At 37.9% G+C, this 24,166-nt stretch carries 15 protein-coding genes; 4 read left to right on the top strand and 11 right to left on the bottom strand.

Features of this window, described 5'->3' with window-relative positions:
- Positions 1–78 precede the first annotated feature (78 nt).
- Both fucP and purB read right to left on the bottom strand, forming a co-directional pair.
- On the bottom strand, positions 79–1,347 hold the full coding sequence (gene fucP / locus ACSBFT_RS16925; RefSeq protein WP_489601631.1) for an L-fucose:H+ symporter permease: 1,269 nt from the start codon (positions 1,345–1,347) through the stop codon (positions 79–81).
- Positions 1,348–1,517: 170 nt separating this feature from the next.
- Positions 1,518–2,861 (bottom strand): adenylosuccinate lyase, encoded by a 1,344-nt coding sequence (purB, locus tag ACSBFT_RS16920; RefSeq protein ID WP_489601630.1) that lies wholly within the window; start codon positions 2,859–2,861, stop codon positions 1,518–1,520.
- Between the two features lie 66 nt (positions 2,862–2,927).
- On the opposite strand from purB, the gene ACSBFT_RS16915 reads away from it, so the two are divergent.
- Both ACSBFT_RS16915 and xylA read left to right on the top strand, forming a co-directional pair.
- Positions 2,928–3,641 carry an MIP/aquaporin family protein gene (locus tag ACSBFT_RS16915; RefSeq protein WP_463045060.1) on the top strand — a complete coding sequence of 238 codons (714 nt, stop codon included), beginning with the start codon at positions 2,928–2,930 and terminating at the stop codon, positions 3,639–3,641.
- Positions 3,642–3,722: 81 nt separating this feature from the next.
- Positions 3,723–5,063, top strand: coding sequence for a xylose isomerase (gene xylA, locus ACSBFT_RS16910; RefSeq protein WP_489601629.1), 1,341 nt, complete (start codon positions 3,723–3,725; stop codon positions 5,061–5,063).
- Positions 5,064–5,138: 75 nt separating this feature from the next.
- Here the strand turns inward: xylA and ACSBFT_RS16905 are convergent, their stop codons facing one another.
- The 4 genes from ACSBFT_RS16905 to recG form a co-directional block, all read right to left on the bottom strand.
- Positions 5,139–5,501, bottom strand: coding sequence for an SxtJ family membrane protein (locus ACSBFT_RS16905; protein WP_489601627.1), 363 nt, complete (start codon positions 5,499–5,501; stop codon positions 5,139–5,141).
- Position 5,502: 1 nt separating this feature from the next.
- Positions 5,503–5,652 carry a DUF5989 family protein gene (locus ACSBFT_RS16900; RefSeq protein WP_489601626.1) on the bottom strand — a complete coding sequence of 50 codons (150 nt, stop codon included), beginning with the start codon at positions 5,650–5,652 and terminating at the stop codon, positions 5,503–5,505.
- A gap of 70 nt (positions 5,653–5,722) precedes the next feature.
- Positions 5,723–7,588 (bottom strand): carbamoyltransferase family protein, encoded by a 1,866-nt coding sequence (locus ACSBFT_RS16895; RefSeq protein ID WP_489604847.1) that lies wholly within the window; start codon positions 7,586–7,588, stop codon positions 5,723–5,725.
- 124 nt (positions 7,589–7,712) lie between these two features.
- Entirely contained in the window at positions 7,713–9,806 is a 2,094-nt protein-coding gene (recG, locus tag ACSBFT_RS16890; RefSeq protein ID WP_489601625.1) for an ATP-dependent DNA helicase RecG, read from the bottom strand.
- A 52-nt stretch (positions 9,807–9,858) separates the two neighbouring features.
- Between recG and ACSBFT_RS16885 the strand changes: the two genes are divergently transcribed.
- Both ACSBFT_RS16885 and ACSBFT_RS16880 read left to right on the top strand, forming a co-directional pair.
- Entirely contained in the window at positions 9,859–11,631 is a 1,773-nt protein-coding gene (locus ACSBFT_RS16885) for a MutS-related protein (protein ID WP_489601623.1), read from the top strand.
- A gap of 14 nt (positions 11,632–11,645) precedes the next feature.
- A complete protein-coding gene (locus ACSBFT_RS16880; protein WP_489601621.1) occupies positions 11,646–13,871 on the top strand; it encodes an FUSC family protein in 2,226 nt (741 codons plus the stop codon).
- Here ACSBFT_RS16880 and ACSBFT_RS16875 read toward each other — a convergent pair.
- The 5 genes from ACSBFT_RS16875 to ACSBFT_RS16855 form a co-directional block, all read right to left on the bottom strand.
- Positions 13,868–15,319 (bottom strand): UDP-N-acetylmuramoyl-L-alanyl-D-glutamate--2,6-diaminopimelate ligase, encoded by a 1,452-nt coding sequence (locus ACSBFT_RS16875; protein WP_489601620.1) that lies wholly within the window; start codon positions 15,317–15,319, stop codon positions 13,868–13,870. The genes ACSBFT_RS16880 and ACSBFT_RS16875 overlap by 4 nt on opposite strands.
- A 22-nt stretch (positions 15,320–15,341) precedes the next feature.
- Positions 15,342–16,841: a lipopolysaccharide biosynthesis protein gene (locus tag ACSBFT_RS16870; RefSeq protein WP_489601618.1), complete on the bottom strand. Its 1,500-nt coding sequence runs from the start codon at positions 16,839–16,841 to the stop codon at positions 15,342–15,344.
- A gap of 175 nt (positions 16,842–17,016) precedes the next feature.
- On the bottom strand, positions 17,017–17,580 hold the full coding sequence (locus tag ACSBFT_RS16865) for a hypothetical protein (protein WP_489601616.1): 564 nt from the start codon (positions 17,578–17,580) through the stop codon (positions 17,017–17,019).
- A complete protein-coding gene (locus ACSBFT_RS16860) occupies positions 17,577–20,855 on the bottom strand; it encodes a VCBS repeat-containing protein (RefSeq protein WP_489601615.1) in 3,279 nt (1,092 codons plus the stop codon). The genes ACSBFT_RS16865 and ACSBFT_RS16860 overlap by 4 nt, the downstream gene beginning before the upstream one ends.
- On the bottom strand, positions 20,848–24,165 hold the full coding sequence (locus tag ACSBFT_RS16855; protein ID WP_489601614.1) for a VCBS repeat-containing protein: 3,318 nt from the start codon (positions 24,163–24,165) through the stop codon (positions 20,848–20,850). The genes ACSBFT_RS16860 and ACSBFT_RS16855 overlap by 8 nt, the downstream gene beginning before the upstream one ends.
- Position 24,166 lies beyond the last annotated feature (1 nt).

Genomic DNA, 24,166 nt, shown 5'->3' with positions numbered 1-24,166 from the left:
GCTGCAAGAGCCAGTGTTATTTTGGGCTTTTCCTAATGACGTAGACCTTAAAAAATTAAGGCTACTGGAAGTTACTTTTTAAGCATATGTGGTATAGGCTCTTCGTCCGTAAAAAACCACTACTATGAAACATACCAATGGAACTATAAATGATAAGTTTACGGAAGCGTTATCAATGATAGAAGCCTGAACCAGTGGTAATAATGCCCCACCACCAATAGCGGCAACTAGTCCAGCTGCTCCTAGCTTAGCGTCGTCTCCCACTCCTTTTAATGCAATACCATAGATGGTAGGAAACATTAAAGACATACATCCAGAAACGCCAACAATGAAGTACATACCCATTTCTCCCCCTATAAATATGACTGGAAGTAAGAATAGAATGGCCAAAGTGGCTAAAACCATTAATAGAAAGCCAGGTTTCATAAATTTCATTAGGAAGGTGAAAATAAACCTACTGACCGCAAAAAGTACCAAGGCATAGATTTGCATCCCGCTGGCTTTTTCTGCCGCCTCAGCCTCTATCATGCCTGAATTCATATATACTTCTGTACCGTATTGAACAATAAATGTCCACATGGCTATTTGAGCACCTACATAAAAAGCTTGTGCTATTACACCTTCTTTATATCTGCCGTTTTTCATTAATCGCTGAAAAGTGCCTTTGATGTCCAAGCCTTTAGAGCTGTCGACTTCTTTGTATTCGGGCATTTTATAAATTAGAAACAGTACAAACATGATTATCAAGACTAAACCGATGATAACATATGGACCTTTGACAATTTCTAAATCTGCCATTTTTATCACATTAAAGTCTGTAGTAGAAAGTTCAGCACGTTCCAGCGTGCCCATTTTGTTCATTTTGCCTAAAATGAAATTTGTGGCAATGTATGCCCCAGTAATAGAGCCAATAGGATTAAAAGCTTGAGCTAGATTTAATCGTTGTGTACTGGTTTCTTCTTCTCCCATAGCCAATATATAAGGGTTTGCACTGGTTTCTAAGAAGCTTAAGCCGCAAGTCATGATAAAATAGGCGACTAAGAAAACTTGGAAAATTCCTAACTGAGCTGCAGGAATGAAAGCCAAACATCCCAGTCCATAAAGTGCCAGGCCAATCAATAGGCCCTTTTTATAAGTGTATTTTTTAATGAAAATAGCTGCGGGAATAGCCATTAAGCAGTATCCACCATAAAAAGCAACCTGCACAAAAGTGCTGATGGTTTGGCTTTGATTAAAAATGGTACCAAAGGCTTTTACCAGAGGATTGGTAATGTCATTGGCAAAACCCCACAAAGCGAAAAGGCTTGTGGTCAGAATGAAAGGGATAATAGGAGTTTTCTTTAGCATTTTAATTAGGGTTATTCATGCTAAAATAGAAATTCTATTTGAATGGAAAGCTGTTCTCTTATGAATCTGCTCAATTTGCATCAGGAAATGCAAAAGGAGTAATAGACGAAGCTAAATCTTGAAATAAATTTTTATCTCAAGATTTAGTATCTATTTAACTCAATGGCGGTTTAAACTCCAGTAAAAGTAAAAGGCGTAATAGCCTTTAGTTCGTATTTTACTTTGTCAGAAATGTCTAAAGACTCTATAAATTCTTTGATTGACTTTTCTGTAATCTTTTCGTTTTTACGCGTTAAGTCTTTCAATGCTTCGTAAGGTTTTGGGAAGCCTTCTCTTCTTAATACCGTTTGAATGGCTTCAGCCACTACTGCCCAATTGTTTTCTAAATCTCGGTCTATGGCTTCTTTGTTCAACTGTAATTTGCCAATTCCTTTTTCCAAAGATTTAAGAGCAATTATGGCATGACCTATCGGGACACCTACGTTTCTAAGAACAGTAGAGTCTGTCAAATCTCTTTGTAGTCTAGATATAGGTAGCTTGGCAGAAAAGTGTTCTAATAAGGCATTGGCTACACCTAAGTTTCCTTCTGCATTTTCAAAATCAATTGGGTTTACCTTATGAGGCATGGCAGATGAACCTATTTCACCTGCTTTGATTTTTTGCTTGAAATATTCCATCATTACATATGTCCAGATGTCTCTTGAGAAATCTATCAATATGTTGTTGATGCGTTTTAAGGCGTCAGAATATGCCGCGAAATTATCGTAATGCTCTATTTGTGTTGTTTTCTGGCTTCTGCTAATACCAAGAATGTTGTTCACAAAGTTATTTCCAAATTCAACCCAGTCGTGCTCAGGGTAGGCCACATGATGGGCGTTGAAATTTCCAGTGGCTCCGCCAAACTTTGCAGAAAAAGGAATAGCTTTTAACTGGTCAAATTGTACACATAAACGTTCTACGAAAACAGCCATTTCTTTTCCTAATCTAGTAGGGGAGGCTGGCTGGCCGTGTGTCTTTGCTAACATAGATATGTCTGCCCATTCGGTTGAAAGAGCAGAAAGGTTTTCAACAATTCCTTCAATAGCTGGGAAGAGCACTTTTTCAGAGGCGTCTTTAAGCGATAAAGGGATAGAAGTATTATTGATGTCTTGTGACGTAAGTCCAAAGTGAATAAATTCAGAAAAGGAAGCAATATCCATTTTCTCAAACCTCGCTTTAATAAAATATTCTACCGCTTTTACATCGTGGTTCGTCACCTGTTCGGTCTCCTTTATTTCTAAAGCATCGGCCTCACTAAAGTTTTCATAGATAGCTCTAAGGGCAGGGAAAAGGGCTTTGTTAAAGTCAGTTAACTGCGGTAAAGGCTTTTCGCAAAGGGCTATGAAATACTCAATCTCAACTTTGACACGATAATGAATCAGGCCAAATTCAGAAAAGAAAGGAGCAAGGCTCTCCGTATGGCGTCTATATCGACCGTCTACAGGAGAAATGGCCGTAAGGGAATTTAAATGCATGCTATTATTATTAAGTTGCGAAATTACTAAATTGCCAAGAATAACAACCCTAAACTTAAAATTGAAATGGAGACAACAAACTTTATCGGCGAGATTGTCGGGACATTTATGCTGATACTTTTTGGCGGAGGTGTAAACGCTAATACTTCTTTAGCAAAAACTTATGGAAATAATTCTGGCTGGATAGTCACCGCCACAGGTTGGGGCTTTGCCGTTGCTTTGGGTGTTTTTGTCGCACAAAAATTTGGGAGCCAAGGTGCTCACTTAAATCCTGCCGTTACGATTGGCTTGGCGGTACACAGCGGAGACTATGCTAATGTTGCATCATTTATTCTTGCTCAGTTTATTGGTGCTTTTTTAGGAGCCACTATGGTTTGGTTGATGTATTTGCCACATTGGAAAGAAACAAATGATCAAGGAACAAAACTTGGGATCTTTTGTACTGGCCCGGCGGTACCACATACCTTAGGGAATATTCTCAGTGAGGTTATTGGAACTTTTGTTTTAATTATAGGTGTGATGTCTATTTATGCGGAGGCAGATTCTGGATTGAAGCCACTTTTGGTTGGGATTTTGGTTTGGGGTATAGGTCTTTCTTTAGGAGGGACTACGGGTTATGCTATAAATCCTGCTAGAGATTTAGGACCGAGAATAGCTCATGCCGTATTGCCAATTGCAGGAAAAGGTGGTAATAACTGGTCTTACGCATGGATTCCGGTAGTTGGTCCTATTATAGGCTGTATTATTGCCGCATACTTTTTGATAGCTTTTGGCTTATAATTTGGCTGATATTTTTAGGAATAAATTATTAATTGTATATTTGACACTTATTATTGAAAATTAACTTAAGATAAATTATAAATGAGTCATTTAAATTTAACCCTTGGAGACAAAGAGTTCTTCCCTTTTGTGAAAGAACCAATAAAATTTGAAGGTAAAGAGTCGGACAACCCGATGGCCTTTAAGTTTTATGATGAAAACAGAATAGTGGCAGGTAAAACCATGCGTGACCACTTGAAGTTTGCAGTTGCTTACTGGCATACTTTCTGTGGAACTGGTGGAGACCCTTTCGGTCCTGGAACAAAGGCTTTTCCATGGGACAGCAATGCCAACGTCATGACAGCTGCTCATGAGAAAATGGATGCAGCGTTTGAGTTTTTTACAAAGCTAGGTGCGGGATGGTGGTGTTTTCACGATGTGGATATGTCTCCAGAAGGGAACTCTTTGAAAGAATATGAGAGCAACATGGCTACCATAGTAGCCTATGCAAAGCAGAAACAAGCAGCTTCTGGTGTGAAGTTACTTTGGGGTACAGCCAACCTTTTCTCTAACCCAAGATACATGAATGGTGCTTCTACTAACCCTAATTTTGAGGTTGTGGCTCATTCTGGATTGCAAGTAAAAACTTGTATTGATGCTACAATCGAACTTGGTGGTACTGGATATACTTTCTGGGGAGGTAGAGAAGGTTATATGTCACTTTTGAATACCAACACTAAAAGAGAATTGGATCACTTAGGTCAGTTTTTAAGAACGGCTTCTGAATACGGAAGAAAGCAAGGGTTTACGGGTAAGTATTATATCGAGCCTAAACCAGCAGAGCCATCTAAGCATCAGTATGATTTTGATGCTCAAACGGTAATTGGCTTTTTGAAAGCTCAAGGTCTAGATAAAGATTTTGCTATCAACGCAGAGGTTAATCACGCGACATTAGCGGGTCACACTTTCGCTCACGAATTACAAATGTCTGTGGATGCTGGCATGTTAGGTTCTATTGATGCTAACCGTGGGGATTACCAAAACGGATGGGATACAGACCAATTCCCAGTAGACCTTTATGAGGTTACGGAGTCTATGTTGGTTATCTTAGAAAATGGAGGATTTACTACTGGCGGAATAAACTTTGATGCTAAGACTAGAAGAAACTCGACAGATCTTGAGGATATCTTCATTGCTCATATTGGCGGAATGGATGTTTTTGCTCGTGCTCTTTTGATTGCGAACGATATATTGACCAAATCTCCTTACAAGAAGATGAGAACAGACAGATATGCTTCTTTTGATGCGGGTAATGGTGCCAAATTTGAAAATGGCGAGTTGAGCCTTGAAGATTTAGCTAAGATTGCTCATGAAGTAGGTGAGCCAGCTCAGATTAGCGGCAAACAAGAATTGTTTGAGATGATTATCAACCAGTATATTTAAGGTTAGATAAACTTGATTTATATGTAAAATCCCGACTTGAATTTCAAGTCGGGATTTTCTTTTTAAAAGCTTTTATTACCAAATGTTCTTTAAATCGTCGGGCTGATATTGATAATTTCTATCTTCAAAAGTGGTGTTTAATGGCTTTTTAAGTTTCAGCTCATCCGATTTTTTAAAGAGTTTCATCAGAAGTGCCACTGGAGTCAATATCACAAAAAAGATAATGGACAGTAAAATGGTGCCATTGATTTTGCCCATAAACTCGGCGAGTTTTAGCCAGAATTTTATTATCAAATCTGCAAAAAAGCCTGATAATAATCCTAAGATACCAACGGCACTAGCGGTATATAATAACCACTGGACTTTGAAGATGAAAAATAGGACTAAAAACCCTACAACTATGGACAGTATGATTTCTGATTTATTTTGTTTTTCCATTCTAGAATAATGTGTAGATGAACGGTGCTAAGGAAGAGCCACCACCAATGACAAGCAATACGCCAATCAGAAGCAGAACAATAATAACGGGGGCGAGCCACCATTTTTTTCTTTCGGAAAGAAAATGCCATAAGTCTTTAATGAATTCCATGCTATGTGTTTTGGTCTCCTTTCCCCAAAAAAGAAGCGTATTTGTTTGACCATTCGGGGTGGTTTTTATTTCAATCAAGGGCAAACTCCTCTTGCCATTTATCTTTTTCTAGCCATTCTGGCTGTTGTGTTTTATCAAAAATATAGTTACCTATCACAAGATAGTCCATTTCTGTTCTCATAAGGCACTTATAAGCATCCTGCGGAGTGCAAACAATGGGCTCGCCTCTTACATTGAAACTGGTATTAACGACAACGCCTATGCCTGTTTCTTTTTTAAAATCCGAGATAAGCTGATAATACCTTGGGTTCGTCTCTTCATGCACTGTTTGTATTCTTGCGGAGTAATCGATATGCGTTATAGAAGGTAAATCGGAACGCAGAAAATATAGCTTGTCCATTAAAGGCAAATCTGCATAATTTTCTGGGGTATTATTTCTTCTACTTTCCTGAACACCATGAACTAAAAGCATATACGGAGATATGGTTTTGCATTGAAAATACTCTTCTACATCTTCTGCCAAAACAGAAGGGGCAAATGGTCTGAATCCTTCTCGATATTTAATTTTAAGATTAAGCTTTTTCTGCATTTCAGGGTTTCTAGGGTCTCCTAAAATACTTCTTGCACCTAAAGCACGAGGACCAAATTCCATTCTTCCCTGAAACCAACCAATAACGTTGCCTACAGAAATTAATTTTGCAGTCTTTTCTGATAATTCATCAAAACTTTCAAAGAACGAATATGGTGCATCATATTTTTTTGCCATTAGTTTGATATCCAAGCCTGAGAACTCAGGCCCAAGATAAGAACCCTGCATAGCATCAATTTTAGTTTTATCTATAATTCTATCTTGGTTAAAATAGATATGATGTGCTGCTAATGCAGCACCTAATGCACCTCCAGCATCTCCAGCAGCGGGTTGAATATAAACGTTTTTAAAAATACCGGCATCTTGCAGTTTCCCGTTAGCTACACAATTTAAAGCTACACCTCCTGCCAAAACTAGGTTGTCACTTTTAGTTAATCTTTGTGCTTCTTTTGCCATCAGAATAACTATTTCTTCGGTTATTTCCTGAATGGCGAGACCAAGGTCACAGTGGTGTTGTTCCAGTTGTGCTTCAGACTCTCTTTTAGGAAAACCAAAAAGCCCTTCCCATTTGTCATCATAAACCATTTTTAAGCCAGTGGCATATCTGAAGTGTTTTTGGTTGAGCCAAATAGAACCATCCTCAAATACTTCAACGATTTCGCTCTTAATAATGGATTTGTATTTCTCAACTTCCTGTGATTTTGAGCGACCGTAGGGAGCAAGTCCCATAAGTTTGTATTCCCCAGAGTTCACTTTAAAGCCTAAGAAATAGGTGAAAGCAGAATATAAAAGCCCAATAGAATGAGGGAATTTTAACTCCTTCAAGATACTGATGTCTTTCCCTTTTCCATATCCAATAGATGCCGTGGCCCATTCGCCTACGCCGTCCAGCGTCATAATGGCTGCTTCTTCGTAAGGAGAGGGATAAAATGCACTAGCGGCATGTGAGAGATGATGTTCAGGAAAAAGCTCCTTTACTTTTTTTCTGTCATATTCACCAATATTAGAAAAACCCATTTTTAGGGTTTTCTTAAGGAACATTTTTTCCTTTAACCAAACAGGCATAGCCAGCAAAAAGGATTTTAAACCGGAAGGAGAAAAAGCGTAGTATGTTTCTAGAAGGCGTTCCATTTTAAGCAATGGTTTGTCATAAAACACGATGGCGTCTAGATCTGAAAGTTCAAGCCCTCCGTACTCCAAACAGTGTTTGATGGCCTCAGTAGGAAATCCAGCGTCTTGTTTTTTTCTGCTGAATCGCTCTTCTTGGGCAGCGGCTATTATTTTGCCGTCTTCTATTAAAGCTGCTGCGGAATCATGGTAGTACGCGGATATTCCTAAAATTTTCAACATTGGCTAAAATTAATTAGTCAGTTTAATGGGATATAAAAAAACGAAATCTGAAGCGTAGTATTAAGAAAAGTGTGAAAATATGTTACCCTAATTAACGCTTTATTAGCTAAGATAATGGATTTTAGCTAATTCTACTCCAATTTAATCTGGGAGTCTTTTTCTTATCGATGAAAGCCTTAATCATAGCATATTGTATTTTCCCGAGGTATGGATCGTCATCTAGGATTTCTAGTGCAGATTCTCTAGCAAATTTCAGAATAGCCCCGTCAGTGGCTAAATTAGCTATTTTTAGATCCATGAGACCACTTTGCTGGGTTCCAGACATATCTCCGGGTCCTCGAAGCTCTAAGTCCACCTCTGATATTTGGAAGCCGTCGTTCGTTTCTACCATAGTCTCAATTCTTTTTCTGGACTCCCTAGAGAGTTTAAAGTCGGTCATTAAGATACAGTAAGACTGTTCTGCACCACGGCCCACTCTTCCTCTTAACTGATGGAGCTGAGCTAAACCAAAACGCTCCGAATTTTCAATAACCATTAAACTGGCGTTGGGGACATTTACACCTACTTCAATCACTGTAGTGGCTACCATGATATCTGTTTCCCCTTTGACGAAACGCTGCATTTCGTATTCTTTATCCTTGGGCTTCATTTTACCATGAACGATACTTAAAGCATTTTGTGGAAAAGCTCTTGCAATGCTCTCATAGCCGTCCATCAGGTTTTTGAAATCCATCGTTTCTGATTCTTCTATAAGTGGATAAACAATATAAACCTGTCTTCCTTTTAATATTTCTTCTCTAATAAACTGAAATACTTCCAGCCTTTTAGAGTCGTATCTATGAACCGTTTTGATGGGTTTTCTGCCGGCAGGAAGTTCGTCAATAACAGAGACGTCTAAATCCCCATAAAGCGTCATGGCTAACGTTCTGGGTATGGGTGTAGCAGTCATGACTAAAATGTGCGGATGAATTTCTTTGTTTTTATTCCAAAGTTTAGCTCGTTGGGCTACACCAAAACGGTGCTGCTCATCTATAACACATAGCCCTAAATTCTGAAATTGGACTTTATCTTCTATTAAAGCATGTGTGCCAATAATGATATTCAGACTGCCATTTAGTAATTCTTCATGAATTAGAGTTCTCTCTTTTTTCTTTGTGGAGCCTGTAAGCAATGCGATTTTCAAACCTATTTTTTCGGCAAATTCGCTCAAGCCATGAAAGTGCTGGGTGGCAAGAATCTCCGTAGGTGCCATTAAACAGCACTGAGCCCCACCATCAATAGCCATAAGCATACAAATAAAGCTAACGATGGTTTTTCCGGAACCCACATCACCTTGAAGCAAACGGTTCATTTGCATTTGAGATTTGAAATCAAAGAATATCTCCTTAATAACCTTCTTTTGAGCATTGGTTAATTCAAAAGGCAAATGTTCGTTATAAAACGTGGTCAGTAATTCTGTTTTTGTGAAGAGATGACCTTCAAACTCATTTTTACGAAGTAACTTTTGATTGATCAGCGAAAGCTGATTGTAAAATAACTCTTCAAATTTAAGTCTCCTTCGGGCATGCTTGACATGATTATAGTCTTTGGGATGGTGGATTAATTGATAAGCCTGCCAACGTGGGATCATCTTGAATTTCACCAATAAACTTTCAGGCAAGTTTTCTGGAACATTATTTCCAATATCTCTTAATGCATTTTGTGTTATTTGACCAAGAACTTTACTATCGATAAATTTTTTGCGAAGTTTTTCGGTAAGGGAATATACGGGTTTTAATCCCGTTGCCTTTTCAGTTGCAGGAGTTAGGGCGTTTATTTCTGGATGACTGAAATTAAATGCGTGGCCAAAAATAGTGGGTTTGCCATAAACAATGTATTCTGCTCCTACCACTAATTTTTTTTCCACCCATCTGATACCTTGAAACCAAATGAGCTCTACGGTGCCGGTGCCGTCTGAAAAATTGACAACGAGTCTTTCTTTTCTTCCAGTGCCGGCTTTATGAATATTGGTAATCTTTCCTTTTAGTTGGGCACTGTCCAGGTCTTCTGAAAGAGCGGAAATATGATGGAATTTGCTCCTGTCTTCATATCTGAAAGGATAATACTCTAATAAATCTGCATAAGTGAAGATACCCAACTCCGTATTTAGGAGGCTGGCTCTGGAAGTGCCGACCCCTGGGAGGAAATCAATTTTTTTTTCTAAAACGGAGTACATAAGACAAAAATAGAAAGGCTTTGGTAATTTCACGCAGAATCATAATACCAGCATGACAAAATACTACAAAGAACGAATTGAAAAGGAGAAGATAAACCTTTCGGAGTTAAACGTTAAAAATAATAATACTTCTAATATAAGGCTAGCGGCTATTATTTTAGGCTGCATATTACTTTATTTCTTATTTAAGACGTCCGCTTTGATTGCCTTTTCTGCCATTTTATTGATTTTGGCTGGATTTTACTTTTTGGTCAGATATCATGAGAAGATACAAGAGGAGGTTTTGTTAAAGGAGGTTTTGATTTCCGTTTTAGAAAATGAATTAGAAGTTAGCTCTGGCGGAAAGAATAAATATGGGAATGGTATAGCGTTTAGTGATGAACGCCACGATTACAGTGCAGACTTAGATGTATTTGGTGGTTTTTCTCTATTTCATTTAACCAACAGGGCTAGAACGCAATGGGGTAAAGAGGTATTGGCAAAGTCTTTTCTTGAAGTGCCCACCTTAGAGACGATTTTAAAAAGGCAAGAAGCCGCGAAGGAGCTTGCAGAAAAGGCCATCTGGCGTCAAAATTTTCAGGCCTCACTTTTTGAACTATCCGACGCTCCTGTGGGGGAATTAGAAAACTTGGTAGAGCCGCCTAAAATAAAACTTGAAGGACTTATTAAGTACTATGCTTTCTTGAAATGGATTTTTGTGGCGGGCGTTATATTAACCTTTTATCGATATGGGGTCAATAATGGAATGCTAGCCTTAGTGGCACTCTTAGGACTTAATTTTTCCTTGGTAGGTCTAAATAAAAAAGTGACAGAGCCTTATTTCAGGATAATCAAGGGACTAAGCAGGGATATGGCAAAGTACAAAACTGGGACTCAAATGGTTTTGCAGGAAACTTGGCAGAGTGAGATATTAAAAAAAGCTCATGATTTACTCCCAATTGATGGTAAAAACCCGATAGAAGAGTTTCAGTTAATTTCTACTAAAATTGACATGAAGAATAATCAGTTTGCAGCCTTCTTTCTTTATGCTTTCTCCCCTTTTGATCTGGTTCAGTTGGTAAGGCTTAGAAAATGGGTAAAAGACAATCCGAACTTTTTTGAAAGAATATTTAGTTGTTTGGCCACTTTTGAGGAAGCATCAAGCTTAGGAACGCTGGCTTTTAATAATCCAAAATGGGTGTTTCCAGAATTGTATGAGCAGGATGGTGTGAAAGTGGAGGCCCTAAAATTAGGTCATCCCTTAATGATTGACTCCGTTGCTAACGATTTTACGTTGGACTCCAATAACAGATTAAGCCTTATTACGGGTTCTAATATGTCTGGGAAAAGCACCTTTTTAAGAACACTGGGATCCAATGTATTGCTCGCTTATGCAGGAGCTCCTGTCTTTGCGGAGCGTTTCAAGCTAAATATTGAAATCACACTTTTCGCCTACATGCGAATTAAAGATTCTTTGGAGCAAAACTCTTCCACATTTAAAGCCGAAATAGATAGGATAAAAATTCTTTTGGAAGCTATGAATAAGGAACCGAAGGCGTTGTTATTGGTGGATGAAATGCTAAGAGGAACCAATTCGGAAGATAAACTTAAAGGTTCTATGGCTTTTCTAGAAAGAGTCATAAAATCTGATTCTTACGCTTTGGTAGCTACCCATGATTTGAGAATGACAGAAATGGCGGATAAATATCCTGATAGTAGCAAGAACTACTTTTTTGAGTATGATGCTAAAGATGGGGAGTTGACGTTTGATTACAAATTAAAGCCAGGAGTCTGTCATAGTTTCAATGCTTCTGAGTTACTTAGAAGCGTTGGTTTGGATGTTTAATCTGAATTTTTAAAGTGCAAAAACTCATAAACCAAATATATCGATTCGATTTCTTGAAGGGAGCAGTTTTAACCATTGCTTTGGTGATTCCGCTATACCTCGGAATTACGTTTGACCACTTGACTTACGGGCTTGCTTTTGCTTTAGGGGTATTTTATACTTTCTTACCTAATATTGACGGAGGAACCAGACACAGGATAATTGGAATTTTAACTGCTTTGTTTCTCAGTTTAATTATAACGGCAGGCTGTTATATTACCCGGGCGGTTTCTGAACCTTTGTTTTTCGTATTTTTTGCTTTAAGCCTGTTTTGGGTAAGTATGCTTTCGGTCTATGGCTTTAGAGCTTCCATGGTTGTTTTTTCGTGTCACTTTGCCATGGTCATGAGTTTTTCCTTGTTAAAAACGAATTTGCCTTTAGGCGTACAACTGCTTTTGATTTTCTGCGGAGGTATATGGTATTTGGTTTTAGCCAGTTTGTCGCATTGGGCATTTCAGAATAAAAGTACAGCACAAAGTTTGGCGGAATGTGTGGAAACCACGGCCGATTTTTTGAAAGTTAAATACCAACTTCTCTGGAACAAAGCCGATAACCGACTTCTGCTGGAGCAAAAATTGCTCAAACTACAGATTAGCTTGAATGAGCAGCACGAGCTTTTGCGAGTGCTTTTGTATACTAAAAGACAAAACGAGGGACAGTCCAACGAAACCAGTAGGCAGCTTCTTATTTTTCTTGAAATGCTGGATGTTTATGAGTTGGGATTAGCAAAAGACACCGACTCTGCAAGCTTAGAAGATACATTAGGAGAGCAGTTTAGTAAAACGGAAACTTTTAAGTCTTTTTCGGCGAGTACCATTGTTCATTTATATGCTTTAGCAGAAGCTATACGTTCCAATAAGCCTTTGCAGCTAGACACCCATCTTAGTCCAAATAAAGGTTTTTGCGAAGAAAGTATTCATAATTATGTGACTGAAATAGGACTACCGAAAGCTCGGCAAGGGGCATTGGTTTTGAGAAATCTATTGGATTATGAAGTTCGTCAAGAAGAGAAGGTCTTTTCTGCTAAACGTGTTTATGCCAATATTCTGGAAGGCTCAGAAAGTCTGCTGAAGAGAAGCGATAGAAAGCTTTTTATTTCAACACAAGACTATAACATAAAGACGCTGAGAGCCAATTTGAATATTAAATCATCGGTTTTTAAACATGCTCTTCGGCTTACGGTGGCCATGTTTGCTGGTTTATTAATAGGAAAAACGCTTCAGCATCAGAATGCGTATTGGGTTTTATTGACTATCTCGGTTATTTTGAGGCCAAACTTTGGACTTACTAAAGCAAGGGCTCTGAATAGAATTTTTGGAACACTGATAGGTGCTTCGGTAGGTGTAGTGGTTCTTTTATTGTTTGATTCTAAGACGGTTTATGGCACACTAGCTATTCCTTCGCTTTTTGTTGGTTTTGTTTTTCTTCAAAAAAACTATAAAGTGGCAGCCACCTTCATTACCACGGCTGTTATACTTTTATACGCAATTTTGGTGGATAATGCTTTTAGTATTGTGCAGTATAGGGTTTTAGATACTTTGATTGGTGCTGGAATCTCGTTCTTAGCCATATATCTCCTTTGGCCATCTTGGGAACAGGGAGGCATAAAAATAGCTATTCAGAAAGCGATAGAAGCATCCATGTCTTATATGGAGAATATTGATAGACTTTATCATTCTAAAGAAACGCCTGATACCATTTATAGGCTTTCTAGAAAAAAGGCTTTTCTGGAAAGTGGAAATTTAATGGCGGCATTTCAGCGTCAAACCGAGGAACCTAAGTCTAGGCAAGGTCATCAAGCCCAGCTTTATGCGGTTGTGGTTTTAAATCAAACTTTTTTGACGGCTTTGGCTGCTTTAGGTATTTATATTCAAAACCATGAAACTACGCAGGCCTCTAAAGAATATGAAACCGTGATAAGGCATATTCTAGAGAATTTGAAAGCTGCTTTGGGAACGCTGGTAGGAGAGCAGGTGGAGGTTTTGGAAGATGAGTCAGAACTTACAGAAGCCACTGAGGTTTTAGACAAAAGATTTCTGCAATTGTCCGAAGAACGAGATAAGGAACTAGAAAAGGGCTTTACGCCCATGAGTTCAGACATGAGAAGTAAACTACAAGAAGGTAAGCTTGTTACAGACCACCTCAAATGGCTGCATAGCATTTCGGAAAGTATGAGGCAGACGGTAAAAGGCTTAGACTAGTTCATAAAAGCTCTAATTATTTCTTCTTTGTCGTCGAAATGGCTTTTTACCCCTTTTATGTCTTGGTAGCTTTCGTGGCCTTTGCCTGCCACCAAAATAATGTCACCTTCATTGGAGAGCATCACGGCTGTTTTTATGGCTTCTCTTCTGTCTAAGATAGATAAAACCTTTTTCCTTTTTGTAACACTTACACCTTCCTGCATATCTTTCAAGATATCTTCAGGTTCCTCGTTTCTTGGATTGTCAGATGTTAAAATGACTTTGTCGCTTAGCTCACAGGCAATTTTGGCCATTTGAGGTCTTTTACCTTTATCTCTATTACCGCCGCAGCCTATCACACAAATTACCTGCTGATTGCCATCTTTAAGGTCATTGATGGTTTCCAAAACATTCTTTAAGGCGTCTGGTGTATGAGCGTAGTCTATTATTCCCACTCTTTGATGCGTAGAGTGTACCTGTTCAAATCTTCCTGGAGGAGGTTGTAACTGAGACAACTCCGTTAAAATGGCTTCAGATTCTTCTTCTAATAGAATGGCTGTGCCATAGACCGCAAGAAGATTGTAAGCATTAAATCTACCAATAAGTTTAAACCAAACTTCACGCTCATTGATGGTCATGTTGAGCCCAAATAATCCGCAGTCTAATACTTTACCTTTATAGGTGCCAATACCTTTTAATGCATAAGAATATTTTTGAGCAATACTGTTTTGCAGCATAACCTTCCCATTTTTATCATCAGAGTTGGTTAAAGCAAAGGCTGTTTTAGTTAACCTGTCAAAGAAACCTTTTTTGGCGTCAATGTAATTTTTAAAGGTCTCGTGAAAGTCCAGATGGTCTTGGGTAATGTTAGTGAAAACCCCTCCCGTAAAAGTCAATCCTGCTATTCTTTCTAAAACTACTGCATGCGAACTCACCTCCATAAAAACGTGGGTGCAGCCTTTTTTAACCATTAATGCCAACAGTTCATTTATTTTGACAGCGTCTGGTGTAGTATGTGTAGAAGGAATAACCTCATCTTCTATTTGATTCTGTACCGTAGAAAGCAATCCGCACGTATAACCCAGTTTTCTAAATAAATCAAAAAGTAAGGTGGCTACGGAGGTTTTGCCATTGGTACCAGTGATGCCTACTAATTTAATCTTTGAAGAGGGGTTGTCATAAAAGTTAGAAGCTGCTAATCCCATGGACATCGCAGAGTTTTCTACTTTTATGAACGTAATGCCTTCCGTAAGATTCTCAGGTAACTCTTCGCACAAAACGGCTTTTGCTCCCAATTCTATGGCATCTGAAATAAATTCGTGCCCGTTTACTTGCAATCCGGGAACAGCAATAAATAAGGAACCCTCGTTTATTTTACGGCTATCAAATTCAATATTAGAAATTTCAATATCCGTTTTACCGGATACCGTCAATAGGGAAATTTTGTATAAAATGTCGCTTAAAAGCATAGTCGTTTGTATATGAAGTGTACTAGTTCATCCTTAGTTCGGAAAAGCCTTTTTTCTCTAATTTGTAAATTAGAGCTAAAAAGGCGAGACACAAAATTAAATGAACAAGGACAGAATACTGCAATCCAACATATTGAATTTGCGAGTCTATTATAATTATAAGGGCCGCAATGCCCAGATAAAATAGAATTTTGAGTAAATCGTAAGGAACAGTATAGTGTTTTTGCCCATAATAGTAACAGGCAATAACCATTAGAAGAGAACTGATGGCAAAGGTAACGGCACAGCCCATATAACCATATATCGGTATCAAAATGATATTTAACACAATGGTTAGAACCATTCCCCCAAGGGTAATCCAGGTTCCGTAATAGGTTTTATCTGTGAGTTTGTACCAAATTGAAATATTTCCGTATATGCCAATAAATAGATTTGCTAAAAGTAAAATTGGGACAACAATAAGGCCGGAACGATAGGTTTTTCCTATTAATAATCCAATCCAGTCTAAGTTTAAGGAGACCACAATCCATATTACAATACTGGCAATGGTAAACCACTTGGTACTCAATGCAATCATTCGAGGCGAGTTTTTATCACCCATTTTAGAAAAGAAAAAAGGGTCTGCAGCGTAGCGATAAGCCTGAACCACTAAGGTCATGAAAATGGATAATTTATAGACGTTGGCATAAATACTAAAGGCGTCTTCTGTACTGAAACCAGGATAGAAACCTTCTGGAATAAGATCTCTAAACATAAGCCTATCGGCCACTAGGTTGATGGCTCCGGCTAAACCTAAAATTAAAAGAGGATAAGCATAGTTTAAAACCGTCTTAAGCTTTTCCCAATTCAAGACGAACTTGAAACCAACAAACTCTTTCCATAAAAGTAACAGCGTTAGTAAACTGGCCACATAGTTAGCCCAAATAATATAATCAGGACCAATGGCTGGATTATAAAAATAGGCTGCAAAGCCTTTTAATTCTGGAAGGAATAGTCCTTGAAGAATATAATTGCAAAACATCAGATAGAAGAAGTTGAGCCCAATGTTTATGGCAATGCCTATTAGCTTAATTTTAACGAATCGTCTGGCTTTATTTTGTGCTCTAAGTTTTACAAAAGCGATAGCACATATAGCATCCACAGCGATAATTATGGCAAGCCAAATCACGAGTCTTTCTTTACCTGGATATCCTAAGGAATCTATGATGGGCGTGGCTCCGAGGATAAAAAGAGTAGAAAGCGTACCGCCTAAAAGAATAATGAAGCTTAGGATAATATTGAAGTATTCAGACTCATTTTCCTTTTTACTGGCGAATCTGAAAAATGCAGTTTCCATGCCGAATGTGTAAAGCACATTAAGGCCAACTACATAGGTGTATAATTGAGCATTGTCGGATAAAATTCTGGGTTGTTCAAAAATACGGGTATGCACCACCACCAAAAGCCAGTTGAGTAACCTTCCTACGATACTGCTTAGACCATAAAGTACAGAATCACCAGCTAATTTTTTAAGGAAAGACATTCTTAAGGTATTGCCACTGCTGGCTTTGAAAATTTTGAAACTGAGGCGGCTATATTACTTGGTTCGTCTCAGAAATAATATGCAATGTTAACATTTATCTTTCATTCTTTTTAAGTCGTATTCTGAGAATGAATGAATTGTTTCAAGTAATTACTCGAATGAATAAGCGAATGAATTAAAAATAATAGGTTTTATGAGGAGAATTAGCGTCCAGTTCTTTCGGTTTTTTCCAAACTATTAATCCATTTATCGTTTTGCTCGATGCTTCCTTGTCAGAACTATTAAGCATACCATGAATTATAATAATACAGGCTTCTTGATTCAGTTGTCTCACTTCAGCCCAACCTTCGTTGAGAATAAATGTTTCTTTTTCATTCCCTCTTTTTTTTAGGATGGAGAAAGAACCAGTATTTGCTTCTGAAACAGGAATGTTTTCTTTGAAAGTTACATTCTTAATAGGCTGTTTATACCAGCCTTCTCCATCTAGTCGAAGGCTTATTTTTTCACCATTAGAATTTTCAAATGCCAGATGACAGGAGTTTTCGCTAAGTTGGAAACTCGGTTTAAAATTTTCCCTTTTATCGAAAACTTGTTGACCATCAAATTGAATATCAGCTGCTATTTGGTTCGCTTGAAGTTTTTGAAGGTTTTCAAATATTTCCGTGTCCCAGTTTTTTTCGGCGTTATTGGAACAGGAAATTAAGAACGTAGCTATAAAAAGCAGGAGTAAATTTTTCATGAACTGACTTTAGATTTTTTAATGATTCGGATGGCGGCATTATTAGCGATTACCAGATAGTGACTTTCTCCATTAATCTCCATTGGAAGGATTTGCCTTATTTGTTCCCTCAAGGTAATTCCTGGAATGGGATTATAGGTACCATTTTTGTCTAGAATCCCGCCAATACCGGCATCGTATCTACCTAGCTGGATGTTGGAATCAAAGAAGTTTCCGGCAATTAGATACGATGAACTCCCTTGTATTTTTGCAACGGCTGATATTGGTGCCACTTGTGCTTTCCAAGGCAGGTTGTCTAATCTATACGAACCATTACCCATATTTAGAAGAATGGCACTTTTGAAGTAATTGGCTTCAAAGACCTTAGCATCCTTTATTTTATCTGGTCCGAAAACATCTCTGAAATCCGCTTTTGCAAAGTCCTTGGCTAGGTTATATTTTTTTCTAATAAAAGGCATTTGTTTTTCAAGCTCTTTTTTATCTGCGAAGATGACTTCCTCCTCCTCTAAGTAATAAGTCAGAATTTGATCTAATCGACCATTTTCGTCTAGATCATTCACATACATTCTTACAGGTTTATTTTCAGTAGCCTTTAACCTACTGTTCTCGCCTAGGTTACCGAGAATGAAATCGGTTTTACCGTCATTATTGATATCAGTAGGATAAATGATATTCCACCAACCCTTTTTATCCGTCATTGATTTTTTTATAAATTCGCCATTATTGTTCTCCAGACAAAAAACACCATCCCACTCTATAGCCACAATTAAATCTGGATCATTATCCTGGTCAATATCCATCCATAAGGCATCTTTTACCATCCCTAAATTCTCAAGTACAGGCATATTCTTTATGGTAAAATGGCCTTTACTGTCATTAAGCAATAAATAGGAAGGGGGTATTTTTCCATAGGCCCAGGGATAGGTTCTGCTTCCAATAAAAACATCTAGATCACCGTCGTTGTCAAAATCAGCAGCTTTTATACACTGAGCTGTTGTAAAGAGCAGAGGAAAGGCTTGCTGAGATTTCTTAAAAACATTTTGGCCATGATTTAAATAGAGTCGAGGTGAATTGAATTCCGATTTATTCAAGTATTCATTTCCACCAGAAAGGACGATGATATCGTTTAATCCGTCATTATTGGCATCTAATATAATAGCGTCAACATCTTCATAAAGGCTATCATTTGAAATATCTGGGAAGTCAAACTCTTTTAAGATTCCAGTGGAGGTTTGAAACAAAACTTTACTTTTTTCTTTTCTTGAGCCTCCAAAATATAGGTCATCCAAACCGTCTCCATTCAAATCTCCAACAGCTACGGCTGGTCCCTGAGTGCTCATTTTACTAGGGATTAAGGCTTCACGGTCGAATTCATTGAAAGTATTTTCTTGATGAAAAAGTGCCTTGTAAAGCATTTGGTCTGTGACGTCTATGAAAGTTTCTTCTTCTGGTATTTTTAGCCTTAGATAATCAAATTGTGGAAGTCCGGTTTGATATTGTATGGTGATAGATTTCTCCGTTGTCTTTTTTAAAGATTGAAATGAATTGTCGGGCCAGATAACCCAAATAGAGTCTATTGCAGCCTTAGTGGCAAATATTAATGGAGCTTCGGAAGAAGACTGGAAGCCCCTAACAGGAAATTTTTCTTTATAGTATTTTTGGTTGTTGGCATATGCTATAATCTTGGTTCCAATGCCATTTTTATTCTTATCGCTTCCCTTTAATTGAATTTTCAAAGGTTCGTTAGTGGCCGTGCTGCTTATCGTTTTATTTTCATATATAAAGGCTTGGGCATTGATATTGTTGGTAATGATATCCAAGTCACCGTCGTTATCAAGATCTACAGATATTGCACCATTAGAGAAGGAGTCTTTGTTATTGACTATTTGGCGTTTAGCGTCTTGGAAAGAAAGGTCGCCTTTGTTTAAATATAGTTTATTTGGGATTTTAATTTCTGGAATAAGATCTGTTAAAGCTTCGTCAGATTCATCGAATGTTTTCTCTTGAATTCTCTTTTGGATTTCGTCGTTTGAAACAATATTGATATAATCTGTATCATTCATTCTTTTTGCAATACCATTGCTGATGAACAGGTCGGTTTCTCCATCATTATCAAAATCATCAAAAAGACTACTCCAGGACCAGTCTGTTGCCGAGATGTTGCTGGACATACCTATCTCACTAAAAACGCCATTTCCGTTATTGTACTGAAGATTATTTCTAGCAAACTGATAATCGTATCCTTGTTTTAGTTTGAATTCGAAATTATAAAAGGTGTCTTCGCCTTCCGATCTTTTAAGAATTTCATGATTAAAGGGAAGCATGTCTAACGTAACTATTTCGGGAAATATGTCGTGATTGAGGTCTGCAATATCTATACCCATGCTGAAACGACTGGTATGGCTAATCCTCTGGCTTAGTTCATCTATGAAACGTCCGTTTTTTTGATTGATATAGAGGTAGTCGTTCTCATGAAAATCATTGCCTACATATATATCGGGATATCCGTCTAGGTTAACATCAGAAACAGCCAATCCGAGGCCATAACCGAGAGCATTTTGATTAATACCACTTTGGTCGCTTTTTTCAAGATATTTGCCATTAATGTTTTCAAAGAATCGGTCTCCTGCTAATGGATGCTTGGTGTTAAGGAAATTTTCTCTTTTCCCAAATGTGCCGTTCTGGTGAACGGAGTGGTTCACTTGGAAGAAATCTAAATCGCCGTCAAGGTCATAATCAAAAAAGACGGCCTGAGTGCCGAATCCAACCAAGTCAAGACCGTATTCTTTAGCTTTTTCTGAGAATATAGGGATACCATTTTGGTCTATTTTCTCACAAATGAATAATAGATTATGACCTTTTAAGACTTCAAAATCTCCAACTTGGCTCACATAGATATCCAATAAACCGTCTTGGTTAATGTCTACAACAGACACTCCCGTGCTCCAACCACCATTATTACTGATCCCCGCTTTATCCGAGATGTTTGCGAATTTAAGGTTGCCTTTATTAAGATACAGTTCATTTTCACCTTGATTGGAGGAGAAAAAGACGTCAATTAGTCCATCGTTATTAAAATCTCCGGCACCTACTCCCGCACCATTGTAGAAATACATATACCTAAATATGTTGAGGTCATTCGTTGGTACAATTTGATTGTTAAAAGTGATGCCTGTTTTTTCACTTTCTAGGAGCTCAAAAAGCACAGGCTCTTTTTTGGAATTGCAGCCAAATAAGAGAAAAGAAAGAGAAGCTAATTTAAACCACTTATTCATTCCATAAATAAAATATAGGTTTCTTATTATTCTCAACGGCAACCAAGAAATTATTCTTACCGACAGTAACAAAATTGAGGTCTTTCGCTTCTCCCGTAATATTTAGACCAGAATTAGCCACTACGGAGAAATGATTTTTACCATCATTAAATAATAAAGTGCCTCTATTAGCATCCAAAGTGTTGAACTGAGGTATCATATTCCTTGAGTTTCCTGCCATGATGATATCATCAAAGTTATCACCGTTAATATCTTTGATGCTGATGGCTTTAATGCATGAAAACTGTATCTCAGGGGGTAGTTCAAGCGTATTAAATGTTCCGTCACCATTATTAATAGCTACAATAGACTTTAGATAATTAACTTTTAAGACTTTTGAGTTCTTAAGGGCTTTATTTCCAAAGAGATCTTCAAGAGACCTAGTGGCATAATCTACATGTTTTAGATTGTTACTTTTTAAAGCAGGGAATTGATCCATCATTTCTCTTTTAAGAAAGACGGGGACATCTCTTCCATTAATGGTTTTTGTCATGACTTTATCGGTGGTTCCATTTCCATCAAAGTCATTGACAAACATTTTAATTGGCTTTTCAGGATTTACTTTTAGCGAGAAGTTTTGACCAATATTTCCTATTACCAAGTCTATATCGCCGTCATTATCAAGATCCGAACTGGTTATAGCCCCCCAGAATCCATATAACTTTTCAAGTCCATTTTCTATGCGAAAGAATTTCCCGTTTTGATAGCGATAAGTTCTGGGTTCCATCCAATCTCCTACAACGGTTAACTCATTGGCTTTGTCTCCGTTAATATCTGTCCAAGTGGCGGAGGTCACCATACCCAATGTTTGAAAATCAAGGCTTAATGATTTGGAGACATCGGTGAATTTCCCATTCCCGTTATTTTGATAGACAAAAGATGGTGGAACAGTGCCGTATTGCTTCGGAAAAGACCTACTTCCTATAAATAGATCTAAATCTCCATCTTGGTCATAATCAAAGGGTAGCACCGTAGATGTATTATAAGTGTTACCGGGAATTGCTTTTAAGTCATATTTAAAGTTTCCATTGCCGTCATTAATATAAAGACGGTCTTTTAAGTCTAGAGCATTGATTTCGACCTCATTGCCGCCAGTTCCAAAATAAATGTCGGGATGTCCATCTCCATTAGCGTCAAAAATGGCAACAGAAATGTCTTCAAAAGGTGCAAAAATGGCTAGATCTTTTTGTTCTGTCTTTCGAAAACCTTTTTCGTTTTGTAGGTAAATTTGGCTTGCCTGATTTTTGCTTCCGCAAATAACGATATCCTCTAATTGGTCTCCATTGAGATCGGCAATGGCCATTTTAGGCCCTTCTGCTGACAGTTTAAAAGGAATGTTTTTTTCGTAATAATAATCTTCATATTGGTTTTCCAAATGAGACTCTATTTCAAACGGTATAGGGGTGAAAACATTTCTGCTGGCCTTAGTCTTAGGTTTGCTTTTTGCTGTTTTTGCCGAACCGTAGTCTATCAGATAAAGGCTGTCTGATTTTACTTGATAGAAATTGCTGACGGTGTTGTTTGGCCATATTATTTCAGTGGAATCTATTGCTGTCCAGTCTCCTAAGCCAAATGTTAAGGGGTATTCTGTGCTCGATTGAAACCCTCTACTTGGCATTAATTGTTTGGTAAGTATTTCACCATTATGGTATAGATTAATTACTGCTCCAATGGCAAAGGTATTTTGACCAAATCCTTTAAGTTTATAGGTAATGTAATGATTCTGAGTAGACGAATTGTTCTGAAATATAAATGCGGGCTGATTGACATTATTGACGACTAAATCTAGATCGCCATCATTATCTAGATCGGCGTAAGCTGCACCATTTGAAAAGGAGGGTAAATCGGCTGTCCAATTCTTCTCTTCTTTAAAAACGAGATTGCCTTCATTCTTAAAGAATAGGTTATTGATAGGTTTTTGTGGCATGTGAGCCAAAATATTCTTTATGCTTTCTTTTTTGCCTGAGCTAGCCATGCTTTGAGAAACTTCGTCTGCAAAGAAATCAATAAAGTCTTGGTCAATCACGTCATGTTGAATACCATTAGAAACATAAATGTCGGGGTTGCGGTCGTTATCTGCATCAAATATAAGAGCTCCCCAGCTCCAATCACTTGCTTCTAAATTGGTATAATTGGCTATTTCGGAAAACGCCCCCTTTCCATTATTTAGTTGCAGCGTGTTTTGCATGTACTGATGGTAGAAGCCTCTTTGTAACCTAAGGCTATAGGTATAGTGAGAATCAAAGGCTGTTGTGGTTTTTAACCTTTGCTCTTCTTTTGGCAGCATGTCTGTTACAAAAATTTCGGGATAACCATCATTGTTTATGTCTGCCATGTCGGCACCCATTGAAGCAAAAGAAGTATGTCCCATTCTGTTTTCAATGTCCTCTTTAAAGGTACCATTTTTCTGGTTTATGTAGAGGTAGTCTTTTTCGTAAAAATCATTAGAAACATAGATATCCGGGTATTGATCGTTATTTATATCGCCAACGGTTACGCCTAAGCCAAATCCAATGAGGCTACCAAAAATCCCAGCTTCTTCGCTCACATCAACAAACGAAGGTATTAAGACTTGCTCATCATTAAAATGACTGTCGTTTCGTAGCAGTTTATCTCCTCCTCCTTTTAAAAAGTCTTTCACGGGCCAGTTTTCTGCACGGAGGTCTCTGTTGTTGGCATTATTTAGCGTATTAACGGGTATGAAACTGTTGTTTAAGAGATAGACATCAAGATCGCCATCGAGGTCATAATCAAAAAATGCAGCATGGGTAGTATAACCAGAATCGGCAAGTCCAAATTCGGAAGCTTTTTCGGTAAAAGTGAGGTCACCATTATTGATGAAAAGGGCATTTTCCTGACCTACTGTTTTTTGGTAACCAGCGTTACAAACATAAATATCTAAAAGGCCATCAGCGTTTATATCTACCATGACCACGCCGGTGCTCCATTGTTTTTCTAAACTCGTCCCTGAGCTCTCTGTGATATCTTGAAATTGAAAATTACCTTGATTAATGTATAATTTATTACTGCCCTGATTTGCTGTAAAATAGATATCAGCTAGACCGTCGTTGTTAATATCACCAATGGCCACACCTCCACCATTGTAGAAGTTGCGATAGTTGAATATATTTTGGTCTTCTGTGTTTATTACATGATTAATAAATGAAATCCCTATCTCATCATTGTTCTTAAGTTCAAATAACGTGTTTTGTTTCTCACTTTTACAGGAGGATAATGCAAGCAGAATGAGGATCGTGGAAAGTGCTTTCAAT

This window comes from Arcticibacterium sp. SM2516 (assembly GCF_057914865.1).
This window is presented reverse-complemented; position numbering and strand designations above follow the sequence as displayed.

Bases quoted from the DNA above. Each gene is read 5' to 3' on its own strand.
- fucP (WP_489601631.1), bottom strand. From the start codon at position 1,347: ATGCTAAAGAAAACTCCTATTATCCCTTTCATTCTGACCACAAGCCTT.
- purB (WP_489601630.1), bottom strand. From the start codon at position 2,861: ATGCATTTAAATTCCCTTACGGCCATTTCTCCTGTAGACGGTCGATAT.
- ACSBFT_RS16915 (WP_463045060.1), top strand. From the start codon at position 2,928: ATGGAGACAACAAACTTTATCGGCGAGATTGTCGGGACATTTATGCTG.
- xylA (WP_489601629.1), top strand. From the start codon at position 3,723: ATGAGTCATTTAAATTTAACCCTTGGAGACAAAGAGTTCTTCCCTTTT.
- ACSBFT_RS16905 (WP_489601627.1), bottom strand. From the start codon at position 5,501: ATGGAAAAACAAAATAAATCAGAAATCATACTGTCCATAGTTGTAGGG.
- ACSBFT_RS16900 (WP_489601626.1), bottom strand. From the start codon at position 5,652: ATGGAATTCATTAAAGACTTATGGCATTTTCTTTCCGAAAGAAAAAAA.
- recG (WP_489601625.1), bottom strand. From the start codon at position 9,806: ATGTACTCCGTTTTAGAAAAAAAAATTGATTTCCTCCCAGGGGTCGGC.
- ACSBFT_RS16885 (WP_489601623.1), top strand. From the start codon at position 9,859: ATGACAAAATACTACAAAGAACGAATTGAAAAGGAGAAGATAAACCTT.
- ACSBFT_RS16875 (WP_489601620.1), bottom strand. From the start codon at position 15,319: ATGCTTTTAAGCGACATTTTATACAAAATTTCCCTATTGACGGTATCC.
- ACSBFT_RS16870 (WP_489601618.1), bottom strand. From the start codon at position 16,841: ATGTCTTTCCTTAAAAAATTAGCTGGTGATTCTGTACTTTATGGTCTA.
- ACSBFT_RS16865 (WP_489601616.1), bottom strand. From the start codon at position 17,580: ATGAAAAATTTACTCCTGCTTTTTATAGCTACGTTCTTAATTTCCTGT.
- ACSBFT_RS16860 (WP_489601615.1), bottom strand. From the start codon at position 20,855: ATGAATAAGTGGTTTAAATTAGCTTCTCTTTCTTTTCTCTTATTTGGC.